Raw genomic sequence first — 22,871 nt, 5'->3', positions numbered from 1 at the left:
ACTAAGACCATTTTATTATGGATATTTGGCAGCTTCTCCTTTTTATTCCTGCTTGCTTTGCTCTAAATATGGCTCCAGGCCCAAACAATTTATTGGCAATGAATAATGCTCGTTGTTACGGCTTTAGGGCCGCGTTTACGGCCAGTTTAGGTAGAATTGCTGCTTTTTCAGCGATGATTGCGTTGTCTGCATCAGGTCTGGCTGTGATTTTGTATACGTCAGAAATGCTATTTTTGGCAATAAAGCTGGTAGGGGCGCTGTATCTACTGTGGATTGCGTTTAACCTTTGGCGCTCAGAGTCCAGCCCGATCTCTGACTTAGACAATTCGCGCAACTACGCAGGACTTGCGAAGCAAGAATTTACGCTTGCTGCTGGCAACCCGAAAGCGATTCTTATTTTTACTGCATTCTTGCCGCAATTTGTTGATGCCAGTGCCAACGTTCAAGAGCAGTTTTTTGCCCTTGGCTCGACGTTTTTGATATTAGAAATGGTCGCCATTTCAATTTATGCCATCTTTGGTTTGTACTTGAGACACTGGTTTTCAAATCCAAAAATGGCGAAACGTTTCAATCGCGGATGTTCGTTGTTTTTAGCCGCATCAGGTGCGAATTTGCTACTAAGTAAGCAATAACAACACATCATCTCTGTAGATTATTTTTCTATAAAAAGCCGCTGATGTTACATCAGCGGCTCTTTTCGTTGATGCATCGATTAATTTATTGTTACCACATCAAATCGTCAGGCACGACGAAATCTGCGTATGGATCGTCTTCTGCTGGAATGTCAGATTCTGCTTCTTTTTGTTCGATGATGACGGACTCATCACGTTGAGCAATTTTATTCGCTACTCCACGTGGAATGACAACATAGCTTTCACCAACAATTGCGATTGCCAAAATACCTTTGATCAACTGCTCGCGGATAAGTGAATCTACATAAAGAGATTTCACTAGCGTACCGTGAGTGAAGTTGTATTTGATGTCGCCATCTTTTAAGTCGATCTTGTTCATCTCAATCAATTGATTGATCTGCGCTTTGATCTCTTTGTTTAATCGCTCAGCATTTTGCTGCTCGCTCAATTGTTTATCACGCTCTAACTGTTGGCGTTTATTCTCTTCAACCGCCGCTTTTACTTCGCGTGCTTGAACGCGTGATTTTTTAGAGCCTTTCTTCGCTTTCTTTAGTTTCTTTTCATTAACTAAGCCAGCTTTCAGCATTTGTTCTTGAAGGGTAAGTTTTGCCATGTTTTATCCAGTTAGTGCGCAATTTTGGGCATTTTACCCACTATTGCCACTTGTAGTAAATAATAGTGCTTTCTATGGGTCTAAAATGTTTGGTTGGCTTGTTATCTCTTTAATGGAAAGTGCAAAGCGGACCTTCTCCAAAGCCCGCGAGCATTACTGAAATCTAGGTGGGTTATGGCTGCCACTGTTTAGATGTGACGAGGTTATCTATCACTTTGTTTACCGCTTGATGCGCTTTGTCGACAATGGTGTCTATATCGTTGCGATTCGCGATAAGCGGTGGAGCAAAACCGAGGATGTCACCATGTGGCATAGCGCGAGCGATTAAGCCTTGCTCTAAACAGGCCGCCGCGATTTGCGGGCCTACTTTCAAGTTTGGATCAAAGTGTGCTCGGCGAAGCTTGTCTGAAGAAAACTCCAACGCATGCAACAAGCCAACGCCACGAGTATCACCGACTAATGGATGATCGTTAAACGTCTCTGCCATACGTTGCTGCAAGTAAGCGCCGACTTCGGCCGCGTTTTGCACTAAGCCTTCACGTTCAATGATATCGAGGTTGCAGTTCGCGGCTGCCGCTCCCATTGGGTGACCAGAGTAGGTATAACCGTGTCCGATAGCGCCCCATTGGTCGGTGCCGTTTTCTAGCACACTCCAAACTCGTTCACCGACGATCACGCCAGACAGCGGTTGATACGCTGAGGTTAACCCTTTCGCTACCGTGATGAGATCTGGTTTCATGTCGTAGTGGAGTGAGCCAAAATCGGAGCCGAGGCGACCAAAGCCACACACCACTTCATCCGCAATCAAGAGTACGTCGTATTTGTCGAGTACTTTGCGAATCGCCTGCCAGTACCCTGCTGGTGGTGGCACAATACCGCCAGTACCGAGCACTGGTTCCGCAATCATTGCTGCCACCGTTTCTGGGCCTTCTTCCAAGATCATCGTTTCGAGTTGAACTGCGCAATATTGAGAGAATTCAAGCTCAGACATACTCTCGTCTTCACGGCGATAATAATATGGCGCGATGGTGTGTTTGATACGCTCAAGTGGTAAATCAAAATGGGCGTGGAACAGCGGTAAACCTGTCATTGAACCGGACGCGATACTTGAACCATGGTAGCCGCGGTCACGCGAAATGATTTTTTTCTTCTCTGGTAGACCACGAGCATTGTTGTAATACCACACCAACTTAAGTTGAGTTTCGTTCGCGTCGCTGCCTGACATGCCGTAGTAAACTTTGCTCATGCCTTCAGGTGCCATTTTGATGATGCGATCTGACAGTGTCACGAGCGCTTCGTTCGTATGACCGACGTAAGTGTGGTAGTACGCCAGTTCTTTGGCTTGCTCATAAATCGCATCGGCCATTTCGGTCCTGCCATAGCCAATGTTTACACAATACAACCCGGCAAAGCCGTCTATCAGCTCGATGCCTTCTGAATCGGTGATGCGTATTCCGTTTCCGCTCGAGATAATTCTTCCCGAAAGCTCCCCGGCCGAATACTGCTTCAGGTGGGTTGAGGCATGAAATACTCTCTGACGATCGATCTCTAAAAGTTGTTGGGTTTTGTTACTCATGATCCTTCTCCTCGAATAATTGGATATCCATATTTCGTGTCTCAACTGCCACTGACGGTTGGTAAAGCGCCTAAGCAGCAGTATTTGATTTCGCTGTATTCTTCAAATCCGTGACGGCTTCCTTCTCGTCCAAGACCAGACTGTTTCACGCCGCCGAATGGGATAGGGTGCCCTGTCATTTTGACGGAGTTCACGCTCACCATGCCAAACTCCAAACCGCGCATGCAGTGCCAAATTTGGTGAATATCGTGACCATAAACATAGGCAGCTAAGCCGTACTCAGTGTCGTTGCTCATTTCAATCACGGTATCTAAGTCTTGGTAAGGCAATACGCCTGCCACAGGACAAAAATTCTCTTCGCGATACACCGCCATTTCAGGGGTGACATCGGCTAGCAATGTCGGCGCGAAGAAGTTTTCGCCTGGTACGGGCTGGTGGTATCCCGCTACCAATCGCGCGCCTTTGTCGAGCGCGTCACGCACCAAATCATGCGCTTTATCCACCGCAGTGCGATTAATAAGTGGTCCCATGGTGTTTTTTTCGTCTAAGCCATTGCCCAAAACGATGTGGCTCATTTCTTTGGCAAACGCTTCCAAAAACGCTTCGTACTTATCGTCAGGGACGAAAATACGGTTTGCGGCCAAGCAGTCTTGTCCTGCGGTTTGAAACTTCGCATCCACGGCGGCTTTGGCTGCTTGCTCGACATCCATATCTGGCAGCACGATGAAAGGGGCGTTACCACCGAGTTCCATACTGCACTTCTTCACGGTTTGTGCCGCGTCGCGTAGCAATAGTTTGCCTACTCGAGTTGAGCCTGTGAACGAGAGCGCTTTGACTTTATCGGAGTGACACAAGGTTTGTGACACCATCACCGCATCGCCAGTGATCACGTTAAATACACCAGGTGGAAAGCCAGCTCGGTCTGCTAACTCTGCCAACGCTAACGCAGAAAAAGGCGTTTCACTGGCGGGCTTAATGAGCACCGGACAGCCTATTGCTAGTGCGGCTGCGGCTTTGCGTGTGATCATGGCATTAGGAAAGTTCCATGGCGTAATCAGTGCTGCGACACCAATTGGCTCGCGCACCGTTGATAGCTGCGCATTCGGAATATGACTTGGGATGGTTTCGCCATAACAGCGGCGTGCTTCTTCGGCAAACCAACGAACAAAGGATGCGCCGTAGTCAATCTCACCTACAGCATCACCTAGTGTTTTTCCTTGCTCCATCACCATCAAATGAGCAAGATCTTGCTTTGATTCTAGAATCAGGTCGTGCCAACGCATGAGAATTTCAGCGCGCTCTTCTGCTTGCATTTTTCGCCATTGACGAAAGGCTTGGTCGGCTTCATCAATCGCTTGATAGAGTTGTTGCTGAGATAGCTTAGTGATGTAACCGATGACCGTGCCATCTGCTGGATTATCCACCGGATGAAATTGATCACCACTTACCCATTTGCCATTCACGTACGCTAAACCTCTCACCAAACGTACGTCTTTCATTATCGCCATCATGTCGTGCGAGGCTTTTAATTCTTCAGCGTGTAAGCTGTGCAGTGCTGTCATGAGTCCTTCTCCCAGCATCGTTGTCCATAATGAAACTGTAATGGAGAAGTGACCGAAATAATTTCTGATACCGAGGTTTAAAACGTCAGAACTTTCTTTTTAGTGCCGTTAAATATGGTGTTTTTTCTGTTCACGCCTGATACGCATTTTCCCTTTTATAACAAAGCGTTTTGGTTTACTTCGAATGTGCCCGCATCACGTTTGATTGTTTTTGTCACAATGTAAGTAAAGTAGCGCTCAATGCCCACATCTGAGTCTAACCAGTTGTCGATAAGCCGCTGATATTGGTCGATATCTTCTGACTGAATTTTAAGGATGTAATCGATACCACCGCCCGTGGCATAGCAATCAGTGACTTCTGGTGAATGTTGAACCAGTTGCTCGAAGCGTTTGAACGCTTGGGCGTTGTGTTCTTTGAGCGTAACTTCAACCATAACCGACGTTCGTTTGAACAAAATATCGGTATTTACTTTTGCTCCGTAACCTTCAATGATGCCTGCTTCTTCCAGTTTTTTGACGCGCTCCCAGCAAGGGCTCACGGATAGGTTGATGGCCTCGGCAAGGTGAGATTTGGTGATACGACCATTATCATGAAGTATTTGTAGAATTTTTACGTCGTAGCGATCGAGGCGCATAATGAGTCTCCCTGTAGAATACTAATCATTTCATGAAAGGCTGATGACTGGTCGTTGTTATAAGGTGCTTTCCAGTTTGCTTCTGGTATGCCATTTGTTTTGATTTCTTTAGTTGGCTTTTCAATCAGCCTATCTCGCCGCAGTCTTCGGCTATAACTGCGATAGTGTCACCGATATTCACCATAGCAGGAAAACGACGTGCCGCGAAAATACCATTGCGCTGTGACTTGTACTCAACGGGGGCGGTACCTGTGCGCTCGGTCGAGAAGATTCTCACTAATACATCGCCCTTTTTGACGGTATCGCCAAGATCAAATAAGTATTCTGTGATGCCGTGGTGTTGGCTTTGCACATAACAACTTGCATCAGGCATATCTAATAACTTAGTTGGTTGGGTTGGTTGTTCGTAGTCACCGGGCAAGTTGCCTGAGAAGCGTAAGAAGTTGCGAATGCCACGGTCGGAATAAGCGATGGTTTCTGGAGTGCTGGTTCCGCCGCCTCTTAGTTCGGTGGTAACAAAGATTTTTCCCTGAGACTCCACGGCAGTGTCATACAGGCTGGTGGCGTCCATTTCGAGCAAGATCATGGTGTAAGGTGCGCCAAACAGTTTTGCACCTAATATGCAGGCTTCTTCTTGATCGAGATTGTCGAGACGATGGGCAGCGGCGAACGGCACGATATCTAACGTTTTACCACCTGAGTGAATGTCTAACGCAAAATCGCACTTAGGAACTAGGTAACGAGTAAAATAATCCGCAATTTTCTCGGTCACTGTGCCTATGGGGTTGCCGGGAAAGCTGCGATTTAAATTCCCTTTATCGATAAACGACGTACGTGAGGCATTTTGTACCGCAGGTAAGTTCATCATGGGTACAATAATGACACGACCTTGGATTTGATCTGCCTGAAGCGAGTTCGTCAATTTTAGCAGGCTGGTGATGCCTTCGTATTCGTCTCCGTGATTACCGCCAGTAAGCAGTGCGGTTGGTCCGTGACCATTTTTGATCACGGTGATAGGTATCATAATACTGCCCCAAGCGGAGTCGTCATGTGAATAGGGCAGCGTTAAAAAGCCGTGCTGTACACCTTCTCGGTCAAAGTCTATGGTGGCTGTGATCGAGCTTTTTTGCATATCAAGTCCTTTTAGTTCTCAGACCTGGCTCAACAGAGCTTAAGGTTTGAAAAATTAGTGTTTAACAAATAAGTGGCGTGGAAAATCACACAATGTTTTTGCTCCATCATGGGTAATGACGATACTTTCCGTTGTTTCTAACCCCCAATCTTTGAACCACAGCCCCGGCATAAAATGGAATGTCATGCCTTCTCTCAAGATGGTTTTATCGGTGTCTCGCAAACTCATGGTTCGTTCCCCCCAATCTGGTGGGTAGCTCAAACCTATTGGGTAGCCACAACGGGCACCTTCGCGTGAGAATCCCGCTTTATCGAGAACCTGGTTTAGTGCATTGGCGATGTCGGCGCAGGTATTTCCGGGCTTTGCCACTTTCAAGCCCGCTTCAAGTCCTAGAGTCAGGGCTTCGTCGGCTCGTTTAAACTTGTCGTCAGGCTCGCCAAGAAAAATAGTGCGTGAGAGTGGGCAATGGTAACGGCGGTGCGCCCCTGCGATTTCAAAAAACGTCCCTTCGCCTTTCTTGAAGGGTCTGTCATCCCAAGTCAGGTGAGGTGCGGAAGCATCAGAACCTGATGGCAAAAGCGGCACAATCGCGGTGTAATCGCCAAAGTGGTCTTCATGCCCGAGCACGGCTTGGCGGTTAATCTCGGCAACAAGGTGGTGTTTCGGTAATCCAGGTTCAATCATGTCGAACGCGACGCGGTGCATATTTTCAACAATGCGAGCGGCACGGTACATGTACGCCAGTTCTTGATCGGATTTAACGGCGCGGCACCAGTTGACTAGTCCAGTTGCATCGAGAAGTTGAGCATTCGGTAGGTGCGTAGTGAGTGATTCGTAAGCGGTGGCGCTAAAGTAATAGTTATCTTTTTCTACGCCGATGCGACCACGATCCCAAAGGCGCGGAGCCAGTACGGCTTCGACTAGGAAATCCATCGGGTGTAACGGCGGGTTCATTACATAATGGTCTGGATAGTAGGTAATGTTTTCTGCCGACATATACGCAGTCCTGTATGCTCCGTTGGCATCTTGGCAGCGTCCAAACCAAACAGGTTCATCAGATGGACCAACAACGACACATTGTGGCACGTAAAAAGACCACCCATCATAGCCTGTCAGCCACGCCATGTTAGAAGGGTCATGAATGATAAGGACATCCAATTCTCTTTCTTCCATCGATTGCCGAACTTTCGTTAACCGATCCTGGAACTCATCCAGTGTAAAATGCAAAGCAACGCCTCTCATATTTTCTCCTTGTTAGAAATCCGACGCCTTATGGGCCTTCGGAGACGCTGAGGTATTTCTACCTTCTACCAGCTAGCCAGATCTGCGTTAAAAATGATTGCAATTTACCTCTGGGGTTGTATTTGGATTGAACGATGCTGTTTAACATGTTTGTTTAACCCATACATTTCATGTCAATCATTACAATTGTGGTTTATTTTTGTGCATTTCACCTCGTTTTGTGAGTTAAAGTTCGCCATTTGTTAAATGGAAGTTACAATGAGCATTAAAAATGAATCAATTAAAATATTGTGTCATGACAATTTCTTTGAACCCGATCGTTCGGCCAGGCACCGCTAAATACATCTCCATTGGTAACTATCTTGTCGAATGTGTCCGCAGTGGTTATCTAAAACCGGGAACTCGATTACCCACACATCGTGAGTTTGCAGAGCAAATTGGCGTCAGCGTACAAACGGTGAGCCATGCATATGGTTATGCAGAGAAAAAAGGGGCGATCGAGTCTTGGGTTGGGAATGGTACTTTTGTCAAATCAGGTTTTGTGGATGAAAGTACGGACACGGAGTTCATGCTGACACAAGAGATGAAAGAAACGCCGGATGAAATTGATATGTCGATTGCACATCCAGTGGTGACCGATCGCCACATTACGCTTTTTAATCAGGCGTTAATGGAGATTGCTGGGCAAACAAACAATCGTGGTTTGATCAGTAAAGCAAAGCCGGTAACAGGTCAGCCTCATCATATTGAGTCAGGAGCACGATTTCTAAGTAGCCAAGGGCTGGATGTGGGTGCCGATCAGATATTACTCACAAATGGTGCATGCCATGGTTTAACGTTGGCTTTAAGCACAGTTGTTGAACACGGTGATTTAGTTGCTTGTGGTCACTTGGTTGATCATGGCTTGATCTCTCGCTCGAGAATGCTTGGATTTAAGTTGCAACCACTTGAAATGGATGAGTTTGGTATAACGCCGGATGCATTTGAATGGGCATGTAAACACAAACCAATCAAGGTATTGTGTTGCACACCTAGCATGGCTAACCCGACTAGTGCGCATATGGATCTTGCACGCCGAGAGGCGATAGCGAATATTGCGCAGCAATACGACATCTATGTCATTGAAGATGACGTGTATGGAGCACTAGAACCTAACCGTGTCCCACCCCTTGCCACATTGTTACCCGAACAAGCTTTCTATGTCACCAGTTTAACCAAAGTTGTAGCGCCAGGCATGCGCACTGGCTATCTGACGGTCCCACGTCATTTTTTGCAGCACGCGATTGGTCGTTTAGCGGCAACGAGTTGGTCCGCGACTCCATTACCATTTGAAGTCGCTCATTTGTGGATCGAGAACGGTACGTTAAATCGACTTATTCGCTTTCAAGTCAATGAGTTTGCTAAGCGACAGCGAATAGCAAAAGCCGCTTTAGAAGGGCATGTTTATAGCTCGCACCCGAATGGACAGCACATTTGGTTGAGACTACCCGAGCAGTGGAATAGCGATGACCTGGTTGCTTCGGCTAAGCGTTCAGGGGTGCAGATTACGGGATATAAACCGTTTGTTCTCGATACTAATCAGCCAATGCCTTACGTGCGAATCAGCTTGGGAGCAGAAACAAACCGAGGCTACATCAAACACGGGTTATCTGTGATTGCTGAAATTCTCGATACCAACCCTCCCACCTCACACTTTTTGGTCTGAACGATAGGTTATCTATGCTTTTATCTGATGGGCTTAAACGTTTGTAACTGAGTTTTTTCTTGTCGCCATTGTCTCGGCGATTTCCCCGTCCAACGGCGAAAGTGGCGGCTGAAGACCGCAGTTTCTGCATAGCCCAGTTGCAACGCGATATCGGTAATACTCTGAATATTCTCATGCAATCGCTGTTCGGCGAAATCCTGACGCACTTGTTGTAAAAGCTGCCGATAATTTGTGCCCTGTTGTTTCAGCTTGTTTTGCAGCATTCTCGGATGCAGGTCCAATGCTCTTGCAACGCGCTCAACGCTGCATTCTCCGGTTGAGAGCAGACGGCCAATCATGTTTGCTGCTTGGTCACTGAGATTGTTGGGGTAACGGGTTTGCAGCTCTTTGAGGTGCTGTTGAAAATGGCGCTCTAGTGCGTCTTCATCTTGGTGGTTCTTAGCGTTAAGCAGAGTCGCTTTAAGTAGGATACCGTCAAACTTATCACCGAAACGCAGTTTGCTCTTCTGGGCAAATTCGCTCTGTTCTGCCTCGAAGCTCGCGTGTTGGGTGAGGTGTAAAGAGAAGTGGCTCGCTTCAATATCAAGCAGGCTCGCAACAAACATGGCTAAGTGCGACACACTGAGCTGCATCAGCTGCGCGATACCTCGTTCGCTGTGCACATCAATATTGAGCGACAACCGTACCCAATCATCTTGTGGCGTCATGTTGAGAGTGACCCCTGACGAATGCAGATAGAGAAAATCATTCACCCGCGCCAAGGCTTCACCGACCGTTTGCGCCCGGGAAACCAGCATTGGCAAGTCTCCCAAGCTCTGTAGGTTTTGACGCTCGGCGAGCAACACGCCAAACAGCGGTTGCTGACAACGAGCAGCCGCTTCCTCCAGCAATTCAGCCAGCCTAGGGTAGGCGAGATACGTATCGGGATTGCGAAACTGCGCCGCAGACAGCCCGACGGCAGCCATAATCTCAACCGGATTCTGCCCCAGTTCGGAAACCAAGCTATCAAATTTATCGGCAGCGCCACTTCGTACGATATACATGTCTTGATTTTTGAATGTTAACAGGTTGTAAATCGCAATATATCAAATTTACTTCGCAAAAGGTCAAGTGAGTGTCAATGAGTTGATCTAAGTTACATTTTGATAACAACAACACATGGACGAGAAGCCGTATGGAACTTATCAATAAAACCGCGATTGTCACCGGCGCTGCGGGTGGAATTGGCCAAGCCATTATTCACAAACTGCTGGAACAAGGCGCGAAAGTACTTGCTGTCGACATTTCCCCTCAATCACTGAATGTGTATCAAGACTTCGATGCAGATCAGCTACGAACATTTGTTGCGGACGTCACCGAATACCAAGAAGTGGAAGCCATGGTCAAGCATGCAGCCGAACAGTTTGGCTCGCTTGACATCATGATCAACAACGCGGGCATCGGCGCCCCGAAACCTCTGCTTGACCACGACCCAATTGCCGATTTTGAGCCGATCTCTAAGGTCAACCAAAATGGCGTTTACTACGGCATTCTTGCCTCTGGAAGACAATTCCAAGCGCAAGGCACGCCGGGCGTGATCCTCAATACTTCTTCTGTTTACGCACGAATGGCGTCTGAGATGACCTTTACCTACAACGTCAGTAAAGCCGCAGTCGATATGATGACCAAATGCGCCGCATTAGAACTCGCACCATTGGGTATTCGTGTTTGCGCTGTCGCTCCGGGACGCGTTGATACTCCTATGTTAAGGCAATACGAAGAGATTGGCCTGTGGGACCACATCCGCAAAGAACAGATGCGTCAAAACTTCACACAACCAGAAGAGATTGCTGATGTGGTGGCGTTTCTGGTCAGCGAGAAAGCCAACTGTATCAACGGTTGTACCATCAGCGCATCTGACGGTTTCGAGAATTTTAAGTACCCACTTATGGGATAGGCGAGTACGCCACATTACAGCAATAGCGAGGATGTAAGTTATGTCATTACCAGAAGTTATTCAGCACCAAGATTTCTTATTAACTCTTAATACTAATGAAGAGTCGATCATCGAAGACGCGTTACCGGGTGTGGATGTTTACCCGTTGTTTCTTGATCCAGAAAACGGGACTTGGGTGGTTCGCGCCAAATTCAAACCGGGTATCACTCTGCCTAAGCACTACCACACTGGTGTGGTGCATTTCTATACCCTGAGTGGCGCTTGGCACTACATCGAGTATCCGGACCAAGTCCAAACCGCTGGCAGCTACTTATATGAGCCGGGCGGTTCAATTCATACCTTCCACTGCCCTGAAAGCTCAGGCGGTGCCGACGGATTTATGGTGATCCAAGGTGCCAACATTAACTTTGACGAAGAAGGTAACTTCATCAACATCATGGATGCAGGTTGGATTGAGCAAGTTGTTATTGCAACAGCGAAAGCACAAGGCTTTACCGCGCGTTACATCAAACCGGGTGCGATTGCTGGCCTAAGCGATGAGCTAGCGGAGTAACCCCATGCAACAGATGAACAGTATCGTAATGCAAGATGGTAGTGTCCGCCTGAAGCAAGTCGAAATCCCTAAACCTGCAGCGGGACAAGTGTTGGTTCGCAGCCTTGCCTGTGGCATTTGTGGCTCCGACCTTCACATTACTCGACACGCGGATGAGGTATTTGATGTATTCCACCAGCTCGGGTTGATGCCTGATGAAGCCGGTGAGCACGCTCAAGTGATGTTGGGGCATGAGTTCTGTGCGGAAATTATCGAATACGGTGCCGATACGCAGCAAACGTTGTCCGTTGGTAGCCGAGTCACCTCAGTGCCGATGTTGCTCAGCCAAAATGGCGCGGGCGTTGGTGTTACTCCGGGTACTTATGGCGCTTACTCTGAGTACTTCCTGCTTGATGAAGCGTTATTGCTACCTGTGCCAGACGGAATGCCATCTGAGGCGGCGGCACTGACTGAACCACTGGCGGTCGGTTTGCACGCGGTCAATCGCAGTGAAATCGAGACGGAAGAAACAGCGCTGGTTGTCGGTTGCGGTCCTATAGGGCTGGCTGTGATTGCTGCACTGAAACAACGTGGCGTCAGCAATATTCTTGCGGTCGATCTTCAGGAAGAAAAGCTGCAACTTGCCAGCGAGTTTGGCGCAAATCGATTGATCAACCCGACCAAGGAAGACGAGATCGCCGTTGGTGAGCAGTACGCGATGAACTCACGTCTGGTCATTTATGAATGTGTGGGCAAGCATACCTTGATTGATGATTTTATGCGCCGCGCCCCTGCCCGAGCGCGAATCGTCATCTCGGGTATCCATACGACACCCGCAATCATTAACTACGCGTACGCAACGGTAAAAGAGCTCGACTTGAGATTCTCTTACTACTACCAACCGCACGAGTTTGAGCAATGCCTACAAGCGATTGCCGAACATAAGTTGCCTTGGCAGAAAATGCTCACTGCCAAAGTAGGGATCGATGGTGTGGAAGATGCGTTTAGACAGTTAATGACTCCCAACGACCACATCAAAGTGGTTATCGAACCTTGGCGCAGCGGCGCGTTAGAAGTGATTTAACTCTTAGCCAGATTTAGCTAGCTAAAACCAATTTTAGTTTGGTGACAGCCCCAACCGTAGCAGCTAGGTTGGGGCTTTTTTGTTAGGCCTGTTCTGCGCATTCCTGTTGCAGAGCAGGGTAATCGGTGTAGCCTCGTTCGTTTCCGCCAAACAACGTTGAGCCATCGAGTTCTGCCAACGGATGGTGATGTTGCAAGCGAGAGACTAAGTCTGGGTTTGCTACGAATGGCCGTCCGAATGCGACAAGATCCGCGTAGCCTTTCTCTAACACTTCGTTTGCTCGTTGAGGATTGTAGCGACCTGCGACAATGATAGCGTTGCGAAAGCGCTTTCTAAGTTCGATTCGGAACGTCTCTGGAATCGTTGGTGCATCGGCCCAATCGGCCTCGGACAAGTGCAAGTAGGCAATGTCGCGCTCCTGTAGCTGTTTTGATGCCTCTAAGATCGTTGGCACGATATCTGGGCAGTCCATATCTTTAAACGTAATAAATGGTGCCAATCTCACTCCAACTCGATGCGCACCAACAGCGGCGATAACTGCATCCACTACTTCGATAAGAAAACGGATACGATTTTCTCGTGAACCGCCGTAGTTGTCTGTTCGATGGTTTGAATTGGTTCTTAAGAACTGGTCTATCAGATACCCATTCCCGCCGTGGATTTCTACACCATCAAAACCCGATTCAATGGCGCGTTTGGCTGCGTTCGCGAAATCACCGACAACTCGGTTGATATCCGCTTGTGTCATGGCGCGAGGCTCAACACAATCGACCATATTGCCGTTGCCTTGTTCATCTGCAATCCAAACTTGCGTCTCTACCGGAGCGAGCGCAGATGGTGCGATAGGCTGTTCACCATTTTGGAATGTTGGGTGAGAGACTCTGCCCACATGCCATAGCTGACAAAACATCGCTGCGCCTTGTGATTTGACCGCTTTGGTCACACCTTGCCAGCCCGCCACTTGCGCATCGGTGTAAACGCCAGGGGTGAACGAATAGCCTTGAGAATCGTCCGAAATTTGCGTGGCTTCGGAAATGATCAGCCCGGCAGAAGCGCGCTGTTGATAATACGTTGCCATCATCTCATTCGGGATGTTGCCAGGCTGAGTGGTGCGTGCGCGAGTCATTGGTGCCATGACAATACGGTTTTGTAGTGACAACGCTTTTAGTTGAGCTGGTTCAAACAGCTTATTTGTTCTTTGTTGCATGTTGCGCTCCTTAGATAAGTACAGGCACGTTGGTCGCTTTACGAGCGGTTGCCATCCAGTGAAGTACGGCTGGATCCCATTGCACTTCGGGCGCACTGAAAAAGCCGCGTAGAATGGAAAACATAATGGCTTGATCAACCAGTGACGTTTGCTTTTCTGAACTTAGGTTGAGCAAGGGTTTGGTTTGTTCTATCAAAGCGGCGACTTCTTTCGCAATCGCAGGTGTATCGTTAATCAAGGCTTCAAAATTTAACGCTTCGGTTTCTTTTTTTGCACGCCATGCTTGTTTAGCGGTTTCTGTTGCAAATTCCGGTAACGTCATGTTTGACCAACGCGGATACCCGACTTTTTGTAGCGGTAAAAACGCTTGTTTTTGCCAGTCTAAAACCGGTTTGGAGGGTTGGCTGTTTTCGCTGGAAGGTGCCAATTCAAGGAAGTAGTTGATGATGTCTAAGCTTTCCGCCATCGCTTCACCATCGTCTTTGATCAAAAGAGGAACTTGTTTTGCGCCGATGATGTTTGTGGTGGTGCTCTCGTCGTCATAAGCAATGTTGATGACGTCGAGCTGAATATTCAGCATGCCTGCGACAAAACGGACGCGGGCGCTAAAGGGGCAATGTTCATAAATGTACAGTTTCATTTTTTGTTTCCTATCTCTTGGCTGGGTAGGGCGTGTTGTTGTGCGTTGAACAGCGTTACGGCGTTTAACTTTGCCCTGTCACATAACGTTCTGGGTCTAAACAATGTCGATAGGGTCAGTATATGGATTCGACTTAATTTGATAATTGGGTTATATCTGAATTGATTATTCAGTTTTTCCAAATAATAAGGGCGCGAAGGTGGATAAGTTTTCGGATATGACGTTGTTTGTCAGCATCGTTAAACATCAAGGTCTGGCAGCGGCGGGAAGGGAGTTAGGTTTGTCTCCGGCGACGGTAACGGCAAGGCTGCAAGCGATAGAAGAACGCTATGGCGTAAAGCTGCTCAACCGAAGCACACGCCACGTATCACTCACGGACGCAGGGGCAATGTACCATCAAGCTTGTCTTAACATCATTGATAGCGTGAAAGAGACGGAAAACTTGCTGCAAACGGGTATTTCGCAAGTGCGCGGAACGTTGAAAATTTCAGCTCCACGAGATATTGGCAAACAAATTATTTCGCCGATGGTGTCGGCTTTTTCTGAGCAATATCCGGATGTGACGCCTTATCTTTATCTTAATGACAATTTATCGAACTTGGCTGAATCGGGGCTCGATTTGGTGATTCGTTATGGCGAGTTAGCGGACAGCAATCTCATTTCGCGCAGGCTGGCGTCGAGTCAACGCGTGCTGTGCGCATCACCTGACTATTTGTCGAAGCAAGGTGTCCCAAACTGCCCACAAGATCTCGCGGATCATCGCTGCTTAGCCATGGTGCGCAGCAATGAAGAATTAAAAACGTGGCACTTTAAAGATGAAGAGTCTCACCAAACGATCACGGTCACGCCAAAGCGCTTTTCTGATGATGGTGAAGTGATTCGACAATGGGCGTTGGAGGGGGCGGGGATTGCGTTGAAATCGATTTTAGATATTCAGCAAGACCTCAAACAGCAACGTTTAGTAACGGTTTTGGATGGGTATATGAAAAACTTCAGCGCCTTCTCGCAAGGTGCTGAAGCGGATCTGCATGTCATTTATCAAAGCCGTCAATATCAACCGAAAAGAGTTCGCCTGTTTTTGGACTTTCTAGTTGAGCAATTTAGCGCGCTGAGTGATGCCCGCAATCAGATCTAGATGCGATTCCGAGGTTTCTCGGCGGTGGCGATAAATCCCGACGGTGCCAGGGTTTGGTTCGTTTTTCATGGTTAAGCATCGTAAGCCAAAGGATTCCAAATACGGTTGCAGATGGCGGGTATAAGACATCACCGCGACGCTTTCTTTCAGTACATCAATACTGGCGAGCAGAGAATCCACTTCGTAAGTCGGTCGGTCATCCAGTTGCTGCCTTTCGCGTTCATTTTGTTTCGGGATTGGGTTATCGATGACGTGAGCGAATTTCTTCGCGTCATAAGTGACCGAAAGAGCGGGGTATTCGTGCAGCATCTCTTCGGTGACGGTTTTCCCTAGCAGTGGATGGTTTGGGGAAACAAAATAGGCATCAACCGTTTGAAATAGCGGAATAAACGTAACATCGCATTTAGACGACAAGCCGACAATCTCGTGGCCGATGAAGAATTCAATCTGTTCGTTGATTAATGAATCCATCAAGCCTAAGTGGTTGCCAAATTCGACGTGCGTAGATGCCGATGGCTGCTTGGTCAGATGGTCATTGAGTGCTTGTTTGACGAACAGCGGCCACCACGCATCGCCAGTACCCATTTTAATTTTTCCGACTTGGTACTGTTTCCGCTCATCAATGCTTTGCATCATTTGGTTGTATTCATGCTGCATCGCGTTGCTATGGCGATAGAGGATGCGCCCGTATTCGGTCAACACCATGCCATTAGGGTGACGTTCAAACAGCGTTACGCCGAGATTCTCTTCCAGCTTCTTTAAATTGCTTGTTACCGTTGGCTGGCTTAACCCTGCCATTCTTGCCGCAGCGCTGATGCTTTGGCAGCGTGCAACCAGTAAAAATTGCTGCAGAGATTTGTCCATTTTCTTTCCCCTCTAAGAACGAGGGGTATTTTGCACAATTTCATTTATAAATCACAAATCTGTAATCTCATTTGATTGAAATTATGCGCATTTCATAGATCTACATCACTGTTGGGGTCTGACGTATAGATGTTATCTATAGCTCGCTCCTGACTTCCTATTTTCCCCTCAAAAGGGTGTTCTTTAGACTGTCGCCAAAACAACAATCTAAGGGATGAACATGAAACCGAGTTTTATTGCGCTTGCTGTCGCGTCTTGTATTGGTCTTGCTGGATGTGGGTCAGATTCCTCTGATGCGCCTGTGCCGGTCGACAAACCAATTATTTCAGCCGACTTATATTTACGTGGTTTAAATGGGGATTGGGGCACGGCAGAGCATGCCAAGCTAAACTATTTGGGTAATAACGAGTACGAAACCGTACTGCGCGTCGCCCGAGGTAGCAATCAGTTCAAGATTGCTGATCCGGGTTGGCAGATCCAATACACCTATTTTGAGGAGCCCGCGGCGTTCGATAAAGCTCAAGAGTACCTGCCAAAACCAGACACGAATGAAGCGTGTATGAACGATGATTGCAACTCTGAGATCACGTTTGAAGACAAAGGGTATTACAAGTTTTCTGTGAGCTTTGCCGATGAAAGTCGCGCGACAATGACTGTGACGAAAGCAACGCAAGAAGAAGCGGAAAAATACTACTCTGATGCGATTCTCGACCCTGCAATGGTGCATGAAGGGCATCAGAGCAGAGAAGTGAAACTGTTCGCCAATTACGATGACTCGAGTGATACCGTGATTTTCTCGGTGAAAGATCCTAAAGCTGAACTGCGTGAATTTGGTATTTCAACGACGACAGAATTGCGTGATGCGCTCGACCAAGGCTTAGTGATTAATGAACAAACAGGGCCGCGAGTGGTGTCGGATGATGTCGCGTTTGATGCGTTGTTTGCGTTGACGATGAAAGAGCTAGACCAGCTTGCTGTTTCTGAAATCAAAGACGGCAATTACAACTACAACAACCCAATCAAAGCGGAAGTTTTTGAGACGGGCGCGAAGTGGCATTACGTATGGACGCGTGATTTGGCGTACGCAGCAGACCTTTCGCTTGCATTGATGAATCCAACTCGCGTGCAAAATGGTTTGAATTTCAAATTGTCCGCTTTCCGCGACACGACCGATCAGCAATACGATGGCGAGCAGATTGTGCAAGACACGGGCACTGGCGGCAGCTGGCCAATCAGTACCGACCGCACGACTTGGGCGCTTGGTGCAGAACGCTTACTTTCGGCATTGGATGGAGAAGAGTACAACCAGTTTGCTGAGCGCGCATATAACGCTATCAGTAATACACTTGAAGCCGATCGCCTGGCGGCTTTTGATGCGAAATCCGGTTTATACACTGGTGAGCAATCATTCCTCGATTGGCGTGAGCAAACTTACTCAACGTGGACGCCAAACGATGTCAATGCGATTGGTAGCAGCAAAGCGTTATCGACAAACGTGGTTCACTACCGCGCGATTCAGCTCGCGGCTAAGTTGGCAGAGAAGTTCGATTCAACCAACGCGGTCAAATACACCGAGTGGGCTGAGCAGTTAAAAACCGCTATCAACGACCAGTTTTGGAATGCCGAACGCGGTATGTACGTAAGCTATTTGTTTGACAATGGCAAAGACATCGCGGTCGACAAATACGACATGTTGGGTGAAGCGTTGGCGATCATCAGTGGCGTGGCAAGTGATGCGCAGGCGAAACAAATCATGGCCAATTACCCACACAGTGAGTTTGGCGTGCCGGTTTACTTCCCTCAACAACCGGATGTGCCTGTGTACCATAACCGCGCAATTTGGCCATTTGTTACCGCGTACAGCTTGCGCGCCGCGCATCAAACACAAAACGTGGCTGCGGCGAACAATGCCATTCAATCGTTGGTTCGTGGTACAGCGACCAATTTATCCAACATGGAAAACTTAGAGTGGCTTTCTGGTAAGTCATTCATCATCCATAGTGATCATGGTGAAGATCCAAGCATGGATGGCCCAGTGATTAACTCTCAGCGTCAGCTTTGGTCTGTGGGTGGCTACTTGAACATGGTGATAGAGACCCTATTCGGCATCCATACCGAAACGGGCAAGTTGGAAGTGAAGCCGTTTATCACAAGCTGGGTGCGCAATAACTTGTTGGCTCAGTCTGAACAAATCACGTTGGAAAACTTTGCCTTCAAAGGAAAGAACTACTCGGTAACGATTGACTTGCCTGAAGTAAGCAAAGATGAAACAGGTTACTACCCAGTTGAAAATGTCACGATGGACGAAGAGGGGCATTTCCACGTGACACTGGGCGCGTTTGTGAATGTAGATAGCAGCATTACTTTAGTTTCTGGGGTGAAACCGTATGTGAGTGAAGACAGTCGCGTTTATTCTCCGCAAGAGCCAACATTGGTGGTAAAAAGCGTTGAGAATTCGGTTTCGATTGACGTGACGAGCAAGTACAACGTGAACTTGTATCGCAATGGCGAGCTGATTCAAAAGAACGTGATTGCTCAATCTTATTCCGACACGCCAACAGGTTTTGCTTGTTATTTGGCTGAAAGCATTAACGATAAAGGCTTCCGTTCTAACCCAAGCCAACCAGTTTGTGTCGGTGAAGAGAGCCGCATCAAACTTGATGGCGAATATCAGCCACTCAAAGACAATGTCTCAGTGGTTACGGTGAGCAAAGACAGCGGCGTCGTAAAAGGTGCAGAGTCGTTTACAGCTCCTGTAACGGGCACTTACCAGTTCGATGCTTGGTACAACAATAACCTAGGGCAACTTAATACTGGTATCACGAACACCGTGAAATTGTTAGAGGTATTGGATGATGCAGGTAAAGTGGTTGGCCAAGGTTACTTGCAGATGGGCCATATTGGTGAAAACCAAGGTATGCGTTACTCAACGCCAATTGAAGTGACGTTGGAGCAGGGGAAAACCTATCAGATCGCGCTGAAGGACCACTTCAATATGAGTTACCTCACATCGAATGAAACCTATATCTATGCTGGTGGTATTGAGGGTGAAAAGAACGAAGCGCAAATCGCAGATATTCGAATCACACCTTTAATGTAGGCTGTTTTAACAAAGCAGTGTTCTAGAAAACTGTGTTCTAAGAAAGACAAAGCCGCTGAGATTATCAGCGGCTTTGTTGTATTTGCTATCGGGGGCCGTTTACAGGTTAGTTTGCAGCTTGCGGACGAGGCTTACGGCGCTGACCTGACGGTTTGTTTCCTGCAGGCTTAGCATTGTTTGGCTTGCGGTTACCAGACGGTTTACCAGCGTTGCCACTCTTATTACCGTTTGGTTTATTTCCATTCGGTTTATTACCATTTGGCTTGTTGCCGTTAGGTTTGCGGTCATCTGGTTTACTGTTTGCACGACTTTGGCCTTCACGGTTGCCTTTAGGCTTGCCCGCGCCGCCTTGGTTGGTGCTGTTTTTGTTGCCGTTGTTACCACCGTTGAAGCGACGCTTAGGTTTGTTTGCACCATTGCCTGCTTTCTTTTCGGTTGCTGGAGCGTTTTCACTTGCAGCATTTGGCGCTTTTGGTTTTTTCGGCTTCTTAGGTTTTTTCGGTTTGATTGGGCGCGTATCCAGTTTAGATTCTGGCACCACATTGGTTGGCGCAAAACCTTCCAACTCTTTACGTGGTAGTACTTCTTGAATCAAACGTTCAATCGCAAACAACTCAGATGCTTCTAGCGCACACACCAGTGAAATCGCTTTACCTACTTCGCCCGCGCGGCCAGTACGACCAATACGGTGAACGTAGTCTTCTGCCACTTTCGGTAGCTCAAAGTTCACCACTTGCGGTAATTGCGGAATATCGATACCGCGCGCAGCAATGTCCGTCGCGACCAACACACGAATTTCACCCGATTTGAAATCCGCCAGTGCTTTGGTACGTGCGCCTTGGCTCTTGTTGCCGTGGATGGCAGCAGCCGGTAGATTTTGTTCGATCAGGAACTTCGCCAGACGGTTTGCGCCGTGTTTCGTTTTCGTAAACACCAGCACTTGCTTCCAATCGCCGTCTTTGATCAATTTAACCAACATCGGTGCTTTTTTCTTCACGTCTGCAGGGTAGATGCTTTGCTCAACCGTTCTCGCCGTCGAGTTTGCCGGGTTCACTGAAATCTCAACCGGGTTGTTCACCAAGCCTTTCGCAAGGTCACGGATTTCATCCGAGAAAGTCGCCGAGAAAAGTAGGTTCTGACGCTGTTTTGGTAGCAGAGCTAGGATCTTACGAATGTCACGGATAAAGCCCATATCCAACATACGGTCTGCTTCATCGAGCACTAGCACTTCCAGTTGGTCGAACTTCACCGCATTTTGGTTGTACAAATCCATCAGGCGCCCTGGTGTCGCGACCAACACATCCGCACCTTTGCGAAGACGCTGCATTTGCGGGTTGATCTTCACACCACCAAAAACAACCGCACTGCTTAGTGGAAGATGACGGCCGTACATAAATACGTTTTCTTGCACCTGAGCTGCAAGCTCACGTGTTGGCGTTAGGATCAGTGCTCGAACTTGGTTAGCACGAACGCGAGGGCCGTTCGATAAACGCTCAAGAATCGGTAGCGTAAAGCCTGCAGTTTTACCTGTACCAGTCTGCGCTGCTGCCATTACGTCTTTCCCTTCCAAAATAGCAGGAATTGCTTTTGCCTGAATTGGCGAAGGGGTGTCGTAGCCTTTCTCTTGAATAGCTTTAAGGATTGGAGCAGATAGACCTAACGAGGTAAAACCCATATGTATGATTCTCAATTGTAGAGTTAGATAACAACGCGCCGAAAACAAATCGGTGCGAAAAGTGCGACATTCTGAGGCTTTTACGCGCAGGCTTCAACTAATTCCGTCATGGATAAATATTTGAACTGGATCTCATTTCTTTTTGGCAGGCAAAACTGATAACTGGTTTGGTCGATCGATTGAATGGTTTTACGTTGGCGATGCCCATTCTTACATCGCTATCACGGTATGCAGTTTTAGTTTATCAAATGCTGTTCGGAGTGTGGGGGAGGCTTGCTCCTTTCATTACTCCGCTTTTGCATGCGTTAAAAACGCACTCGTCAATTGCTGAAAGAGCGAATCTACCGATGGGCGGTCGGATACATGATGGAAGAGCGGTGTGTGGACATCACCACGAATATTATCGCTGTGACCGCAAAGCTGATTACACATTCGTACTGGTTCGACAATCTTCTCGACGTCGGCATCAATCAGAATGCATGCTTGTGACAATACCACTTGTCCGCCGCCTTTTTTAAGTAAAACACGCTGCGCGGTTCCCACGACTTTTTGCCCGCCAATGTTGAGGTTGTACTCGCCATCGCAGTAGGAATAAGGCGTAGCATGAACATCCACTTTCACGCCGAGCTGTTTAAAGAAAACCGTTAATATTGCACATAAATCGAGATACGCTTTTTTGATGTTGTAAGGCTCGCCTTCTGGCCAGTGGTAAATGTGGGATAGATTGATAATACCTGGCACCTGAGGGACTGGGGCACCACCGGTTTTACGAGAAAAGAGCTTCCAGCCAGACGTATTTAACGCATGTTCTAACTCATTAGACACTGGCCATTTCTTACCCGCGGGAAGCACGAGCGTTGGACTTTTTACTTGCCAAAGCAATAGCACTTGCGAGAGTTGGTTGGACTGAACTTGTTTAATGAGCTCATCTTCTTTGTCAAATGCATCAGCGACTTCCGTAGCTGTGTAGCGAATTAGCTTATTTTTAGCAACCAAACTCTATCCCTCGCGGCTATTTAATCGTTACTGTTGTATCTCAGGTACAGCTTTATTGCTAGGTCTGAGTGATTAGGCTTTTGCTCGCTAGCTGCATGATCACCTTTTGGATCTTTTCCGTTGTCCATTAATTCTGCTTGAACACGCGATAAAAAGTTTTTGCTAGTCATCACATCAGCCATTCATAAAATCTGCCATCTATGAAAAATTTTGGCGATATAAGTATGAAAAAGCGAGTGATGACTCTCGCGTTAGCGGCATCATTAACGGGATGTGTGACTTTCCCAACGCAAGAATCTGAGCAAGTACAGGTGCTTTGGGACAATGTGAATGCGATTGAAAACTGTGAACTAATGGGTACCGTGATCGGCTCAGAAGGACACTTTTACGACTACTGGCTTCATGCAGATAAAGACATGGTTTGGGGGACGCTAAACCAAATGCGCATCAAGGCGGCGGATTTAGGCGCAGATACCTTGTACTTGTATCAACCGTTGAGCTTTTCTACGTCAGTGACGATGTTTGCAAATGCTTACAAGTGCAAACAGTAGCTATTGGCTTGATCATAATTGAAAGACAGGCGCTGCTCGCCTGTCTTTGATGCG

At 47.6% G+C, this 22,871-nt stretch carries 20 protein-coding genes and 1 pseudogene; 9 read left to right on the top strand and 12 right to left on the bottom strand.

Annotation, left to right across the window (positions count from 1 at the left end; all coding sequences use genetic code 11):
* Positions 1-17: 17 nt before the first annotated feature.
* Positions 18-632, top strand: a complete 615-nt coding sequence (locus J4N40_RS20790) for a LysE family translocator (RefSeq protein WP_031781094.1) — start codon at positions 18-20, stop codon at positions 630-632.
* 91 nt (positions 633-723) lie between these two features.
* Here J4N40_RS20790 and J4N40_RS20785 read toward each other — a convergent pair whose 3' ends face one another.
* The 6 genes from J4N40_RS20785 to doeA all read right to left on the bottom strand — a co-directional run bounded on the left by J4N40_RS20785 (position 724) and on the right by doeA (position 7,392).
* Positions 724-1,245, bottom strand: a complete 522-nt coding sequence (locus J4N40_RS20785; RefSeq protein ID WP_053307193.1) for a DUF2058 domain-containing protein — start codon at positions 1,243-1,245, stop codon at positions 724-726.
* A gap of 172 nt (positions 1,246-1,417) precedes the next feature.
* Positions 1,418-2,821, bottom strand: a complete 1,404-nt coding sequence (locus J4N40_RS20780; protein ID WP_213972246.1) for an aspartate aminotransferase family protein — start codon at positions 2,819-2,821, stop codon at positions 1,418-1,420.
* Between the two features lie 41 nt (positions 2,822-2,862).
* Entirely contained in the window at positions 2,863-4,383 is a 1,521-nt protein-coding gene (locus tag J4N40_RS20775) for an NAD-dependent succinate-semialdehyde dehydrogenase (protein WP_115386510.1), read from the bottom strand.
* A gap of 155 nt (positions 4,384-4,538) precedes the next feature.
* Positions 4,539-5,018, bottom strand: coding sequence for an Lrp/AsnC family transcriptional regulator (locus tag J4N40_RS20770; protein ID WP_005387046.1), 480 nt, complete (start codon positions 5,016-5,018; stop codon positions 4,539-4,541).
* Positions 5,019-5,142: 124 nt separating this feature from the next.
* The gene (gene doeB, locus J4N40_RS20765; protein WP_005373782.1) at positions 5,143-6,150 is read right to left on the bottom strand and encodes a N(2)-acetyl-L-2,4-diaminobutanoate deacetylase DoeB; all 1,008 of its coding nucleotides are present in this window, start codon (positions 6,148-6,150) and stop codon (positions 5,143-5,145) included.
* A 54-nt stretch (positions 6,151-6,204) separates the two neighbouring features.
* Positions 6,205-7,392 (bottom strand): ectoine hydrolase DoeA, encoded by a 1,188-nt coding sequence (gene doeA / locus J4N40_RS20760; RefSeq protein WP_005373780.1) that lies wholly within the window; start codon positions 7,390-7,392, stop codon positions 6,205-6,207.
* A gap of 271 nt (positions 7,393-7,663) precedes the next feature.
* Here doeA and ehuR point away from each other — a divergent pair, with 271 nt between their 5' ends.
* Positions 7,664-9,097 carry a MocR-like ectoine utilization transcription factor EhuR gene (gene ehuR / locus J4N40_RS20755; RefSeq protein ID WP_250654488.1) on the top strand — a complete coding sequence of 478 codons (1,434 nt, stop codon included), beginning with the start codon at positions 7,664-7,666 and terminating at the stop codon, positions 9,095-9,097.
* Positions 9,098-9,117: 20 nt separating this feature from the next.
* On the opposite strand, the gene J4N40_RS20750 is transcribed toward ehuR, so the two are convergent.
* A complete protein-coding gene (locus J4N40_RS20750) occupies positions 9,118-10,140 on the bottom strand; it encodes a helix-turn-helix domain-containing protein (RefSeq protein WP_250654487.1) in 1,023 nt (340 codons plus the stop codon).
* 131 nt (positions 10,141-10,271) lie between these two features.
* On the opposite strand from J4N40_RS20750, the gene J4N40_RS20745 reads away from it, so the two are divergent.
* The 3 genes from J4N40_RS20745 to J4N40_RS20735 are packed head-to-tail and all read left to right on the top strand — an operon-like array spanning position 10,272 to position 12,649.
* The gene (locus J4N40_RS20745; protein ID WP_054702561.1) at positions 10,272-11,033 is read left to right on the top strand and encodes an SDR family NAD(P)-dependent oxidoreductase; all 762 of its coding nucleotides are present in this window, start codon (positions 10,272-10,274) and stop codon (positions 11,031-11,033) included.
* A 40-nt stretch (positions 11,034-11,073) separates the two neighbouring features.
* Positions 11,074-11,586 (top strand): 2,4'-dihydroxyacetophenone dioxygenase family protein, encoded by a 513-nt coding sequence (locus J4N40_RS20740; RefSeq protein ID WP_023585584.1) that lies wholly within the window; start codon positions 11,074-11,076, stop codon positions 11,584-11,586.
* A 4-nt stretch (positions 11,587-11,590) separates the two neighbouring features.
* Positions 11,591-12,649, top strand: coding sequence for a zinc-binding dehydrogenase (locus tag J4N40_RS20735; RefSeq protein ID WP_250654486.1), 1,059 nt, complete (start codon positions 11,591-11,593; stop codon positions 12,647-12,649).
* An 82-nt stretch (positions 12,650-12,731) separates the two neighbouring features.
* On the opposite strand, the gene J4N40_RS20730 is transcribed toward J4N40_RS20735, so the two are convergent.
* Both J4N40_RS20730 and grxB read right to left on the bottom strand, forming a co-directional pair.
* The gene (locus J4N40_RS20730; RefSeq protein ID WP_170896897.1) at positions 12,732-13,856 is read right to left on the bottom strand and encodes an alkene reductase; all 1,125 of its coding nucleotides are present in this window, start codon (positions 13,854-13,856) and stop codon (positions 12,732-12,734) included.
* A 10-nt stretch (positions 13,857-13,866) separates the two neighbouring features.
* Complete coding sequence (grxB, locus tag J4N40_RS20725; protein ID WP_170896898.1) at positions 13,867-14,496, bottom strand: glutaredoxin 2; 630 nt, start codon at positions 14,494-14,496, stop codon at positions 13,867-13,869.
* A gap of 199 nt (positions 14,497-14,695) precedes the next feature.
* Here grxB and J4N40_RS20720 point away from each other — a divergent pair, with 199 nt between their 5' ends.
* Positions 14,696-15,631, top strand: coding sequence for a LysR family transcriptional regulator (locus tag J4N40_RS20720; RefSeq protein ID WP_054702564.1), 936 nt, complete (start codon positions 14,696-14,698; stop codon positions 15,629-15,631).
* Here the strand turns inward: J4N40_RS20720 and J4N40_RS20715 are convergent.
* On the bottom strand, positions 15,584-16,495 hold the full coding sequence (locus J4N40_RS20715; protein WP_017447931.1) for a LysR family transcriptional regulator: 912 nt from the start codon (positions 16,493-16,495) through the stop codon (positions 15,584-15,586). The genes J4N40_RS20720 and J4N40_RS20715 overlap by 48 nt on opposite strands.
* Positions 16,496-16,715: 220 nt before the next feature.
* Here J4N40_RS20715 and J4N40_RS20710 point away from each other — a divergent pair, with 220 nt between their 5' ends.
* Positions 16,716-19,595, top strand: a complete 2,880-nt coding sequence (locus tag J4N40_RS20710; RefSeq protein ID WP_250654485.1) for an MGH1-like glycoside hydrolase domain-containing protein — start codon at positions 16,716-16,718, stop codon at positions 19,593-19,595.
* A gap of 106 nt (positions 19,596-19,701) precedes the next feature.
* On the opposite strand, the gene J4N40_RS20705 is transcribed toward J4N40_RS20710, so the two are convergent.
* Positions 19,702-21,270, bottom strand: a complete 1,569-nt coding sequence (locus J4N40_RS20705) for a DEAD/DEAH box helicase (RefSeq protein ID WP_136976620.1) — start codon at positions 21,268-21,270, stop codon at positions 19,702-19,704.
* Positions 21,271-21,418: 148 nt separating this feature from the next.
* On the opposite strand from J4N40_RS20705, the pseudogene J4N40_RS24690 reads away from it, so the two are divergent.
* Positions 21,419-21,496, top strand: a pseudogene (locus J4N40_RS24690) (VOC family protein); the annotation flags it as partial.
* A gap of 59 nt (positions 21,497-21,555) precedes the next feature.
* On the opposite strand, the gene J4N40_RS20700 reads toward J4N40_RS24690, so the two are convergent.
* Positions 21,556-22,266, bottom strand: coding sequence for a lipoate--protein ligase family protein (locus J4N40_RS20700; protein WP_136976619.1), 711 nt, complete (start codon positions 22,264-22,266; stop codon positions 21,556-21,558).
* 224 nt (positions 22,267-22,490) lie between these two features.
* Between J4N40_RS20700 and J4N40_RS20695 the strand changes: the two genes are divergently transcribed.
* Complete coding sequence (locus tag J4N40_RS20695; RefSeq protein ID WP_025767966.1) at positions 22,491-22,817, top strand: DUF4156 domain-containing protein; 327 nt, start codon at positions 22,491-22,493, stop codon at positions 22,815-22,817.
* Positions 22,818-22,871: the final 54 nt, after the last annotated feature.

It is taken from the genome of Vibrio sp. SCSIO 43097 (assembly GCF_023650755.1).
GTDB lineage: Bacteria > Pseudomonadota > Gammaproteobacteria > Enterobacterales > Vibrionaceae > Vibrio > Vibrio alginolyticus.
This window is presented reverse-complemented; position numbering and strand designations above follow the sequence as displayed.

Excerpts from the sequence above, each read along its gene's own strand:
- J4N40_RS20790 (WP_031781094.1), top strand. The coding sequence starts at position 18 with ATGGATATTTGGCAGCTTCTCCTTTTTATTCCTGCTTGCTTTGCTCTA.
- J4N40_RS20785 (WP_053307193.1), bottom strand. The coding sequence starts at position 1,245 with ATGGCAAAACTTACCCTTCAAGAACAAATGCTGAAAGCTGGCTTAGTT.
- J4N40_RS20780 (WP_213972246.1), bottom strand. The coding sequence starts at position 2,821 with ATGAGTAACAAAACCCAACAACTTTTAGAGATCGATCGTCAGAGAGTA.
- J4N40_RS20775 (WP_115386510.1), bottom strand. The coding sequence starts at position 4,383 with ATGACAGCACTGCACAGCTTACACGCTGAAGAATTAAAAGCCTCGCAC.
- J4N40_RS20770 (WP_005387046.1), bottom strand. The coding sequence starts at position 5,018 with ATGCGCCTCGATCGCTACGACGTAAAAATTCTACAAATACTTCATGAT.
- doeB (WP_005373782.1), bottom strand. The coding sequence starts at position 6,150 with ATGCAAAAAAGCTCGATCACAGCCACCATAGACTTTGACCGAGAAGGT.
- doeA (WP_005373780.1), bottom strand. The coding sequence starts at position 7,392 with ATGAGAGGCGTTGCTTTGCATTTTACACTGGATGAGTTCCAGGATCGG.
- ehuR (WP_250654488.1), top strand. The coding sequence starts at position 7,664 with ATGAATCAATTAAAATATTGTGTCATGACAATTTCTTTGAACCCGATC.
- J4N40_RS20750 (WP_250654487.1), bottom strand. The coding sequence starts at position 10,140 with ATGTATATCGTACGAAGTGGCGCTGCCGATAAATTTGATAGCTTGGTT.
- J4N40_RS20745 (WP_054702561.1), top strand. The coding sequence starts at position 10,272 with ATGGAACTTATCAATAAAACCGCGATTGTCACCGGCGCTGCGGGTGGA.
- J4N40_RS20740 (WP_023585584.1), top strand. The coding sequence starts at position 11,074 with ATGTCATTACCAGAAGTTATTCAGCACCAAGATTTCTTATTAACTCTT.
- J4N40_RS20735 (WP_250654486.1), top strand. The coding sequence starts at position 11,591 with ATGCAACAGATGAACAGTATCGTAATGCAAGATGGTAGTGTCCGCCTG.
- J4N40_RS20730 (WP_170896897.1), bottom strand. The coding sequence starts at position 13,856 with ATGCAACAAAGAACAAATAAGCTGTTTGAACCAGCTCAACTAAAAGCG.
- grxB (WP_170896898.1), bottom strand. The coding sequence starts at position 14,496 with ATGAAACTGTACATTTATGAACATTGCCCCTTTAGCGCCCGCGTCCGT.
- J4N40_RS20715 (WP_017447931.1), bottom strand. The coding sequence starts at position 16,495 with ATGGACAAATCTCTGCAGCAATTTTTACTGGTTGCACGCTGCCAAAGC.
- J4N40_RS20710 (WP_250654485.1), top strand. The coding sequence starts at position 16,716 with ATGAAACCGAGTTTTATTGCGCTTGCTGTCGCGTCTTGTATTGGTCTT.
- J4N40_RS20705 (WP_136976620.1), bottom strand. The coding sequence starts at position 21,270 with ATGGGTTTTACCTCGTTAGGTCTATCTGCTCCAATCCTTAAAGCTATT.
- J4N40_RS20695 (WP_025767966.1), top strand. The coding sequence starts at position 22,491 with ATGAAAAAGCGAGTGATGACTCTCGCGTTAGCGGCATCATTAACGGGA.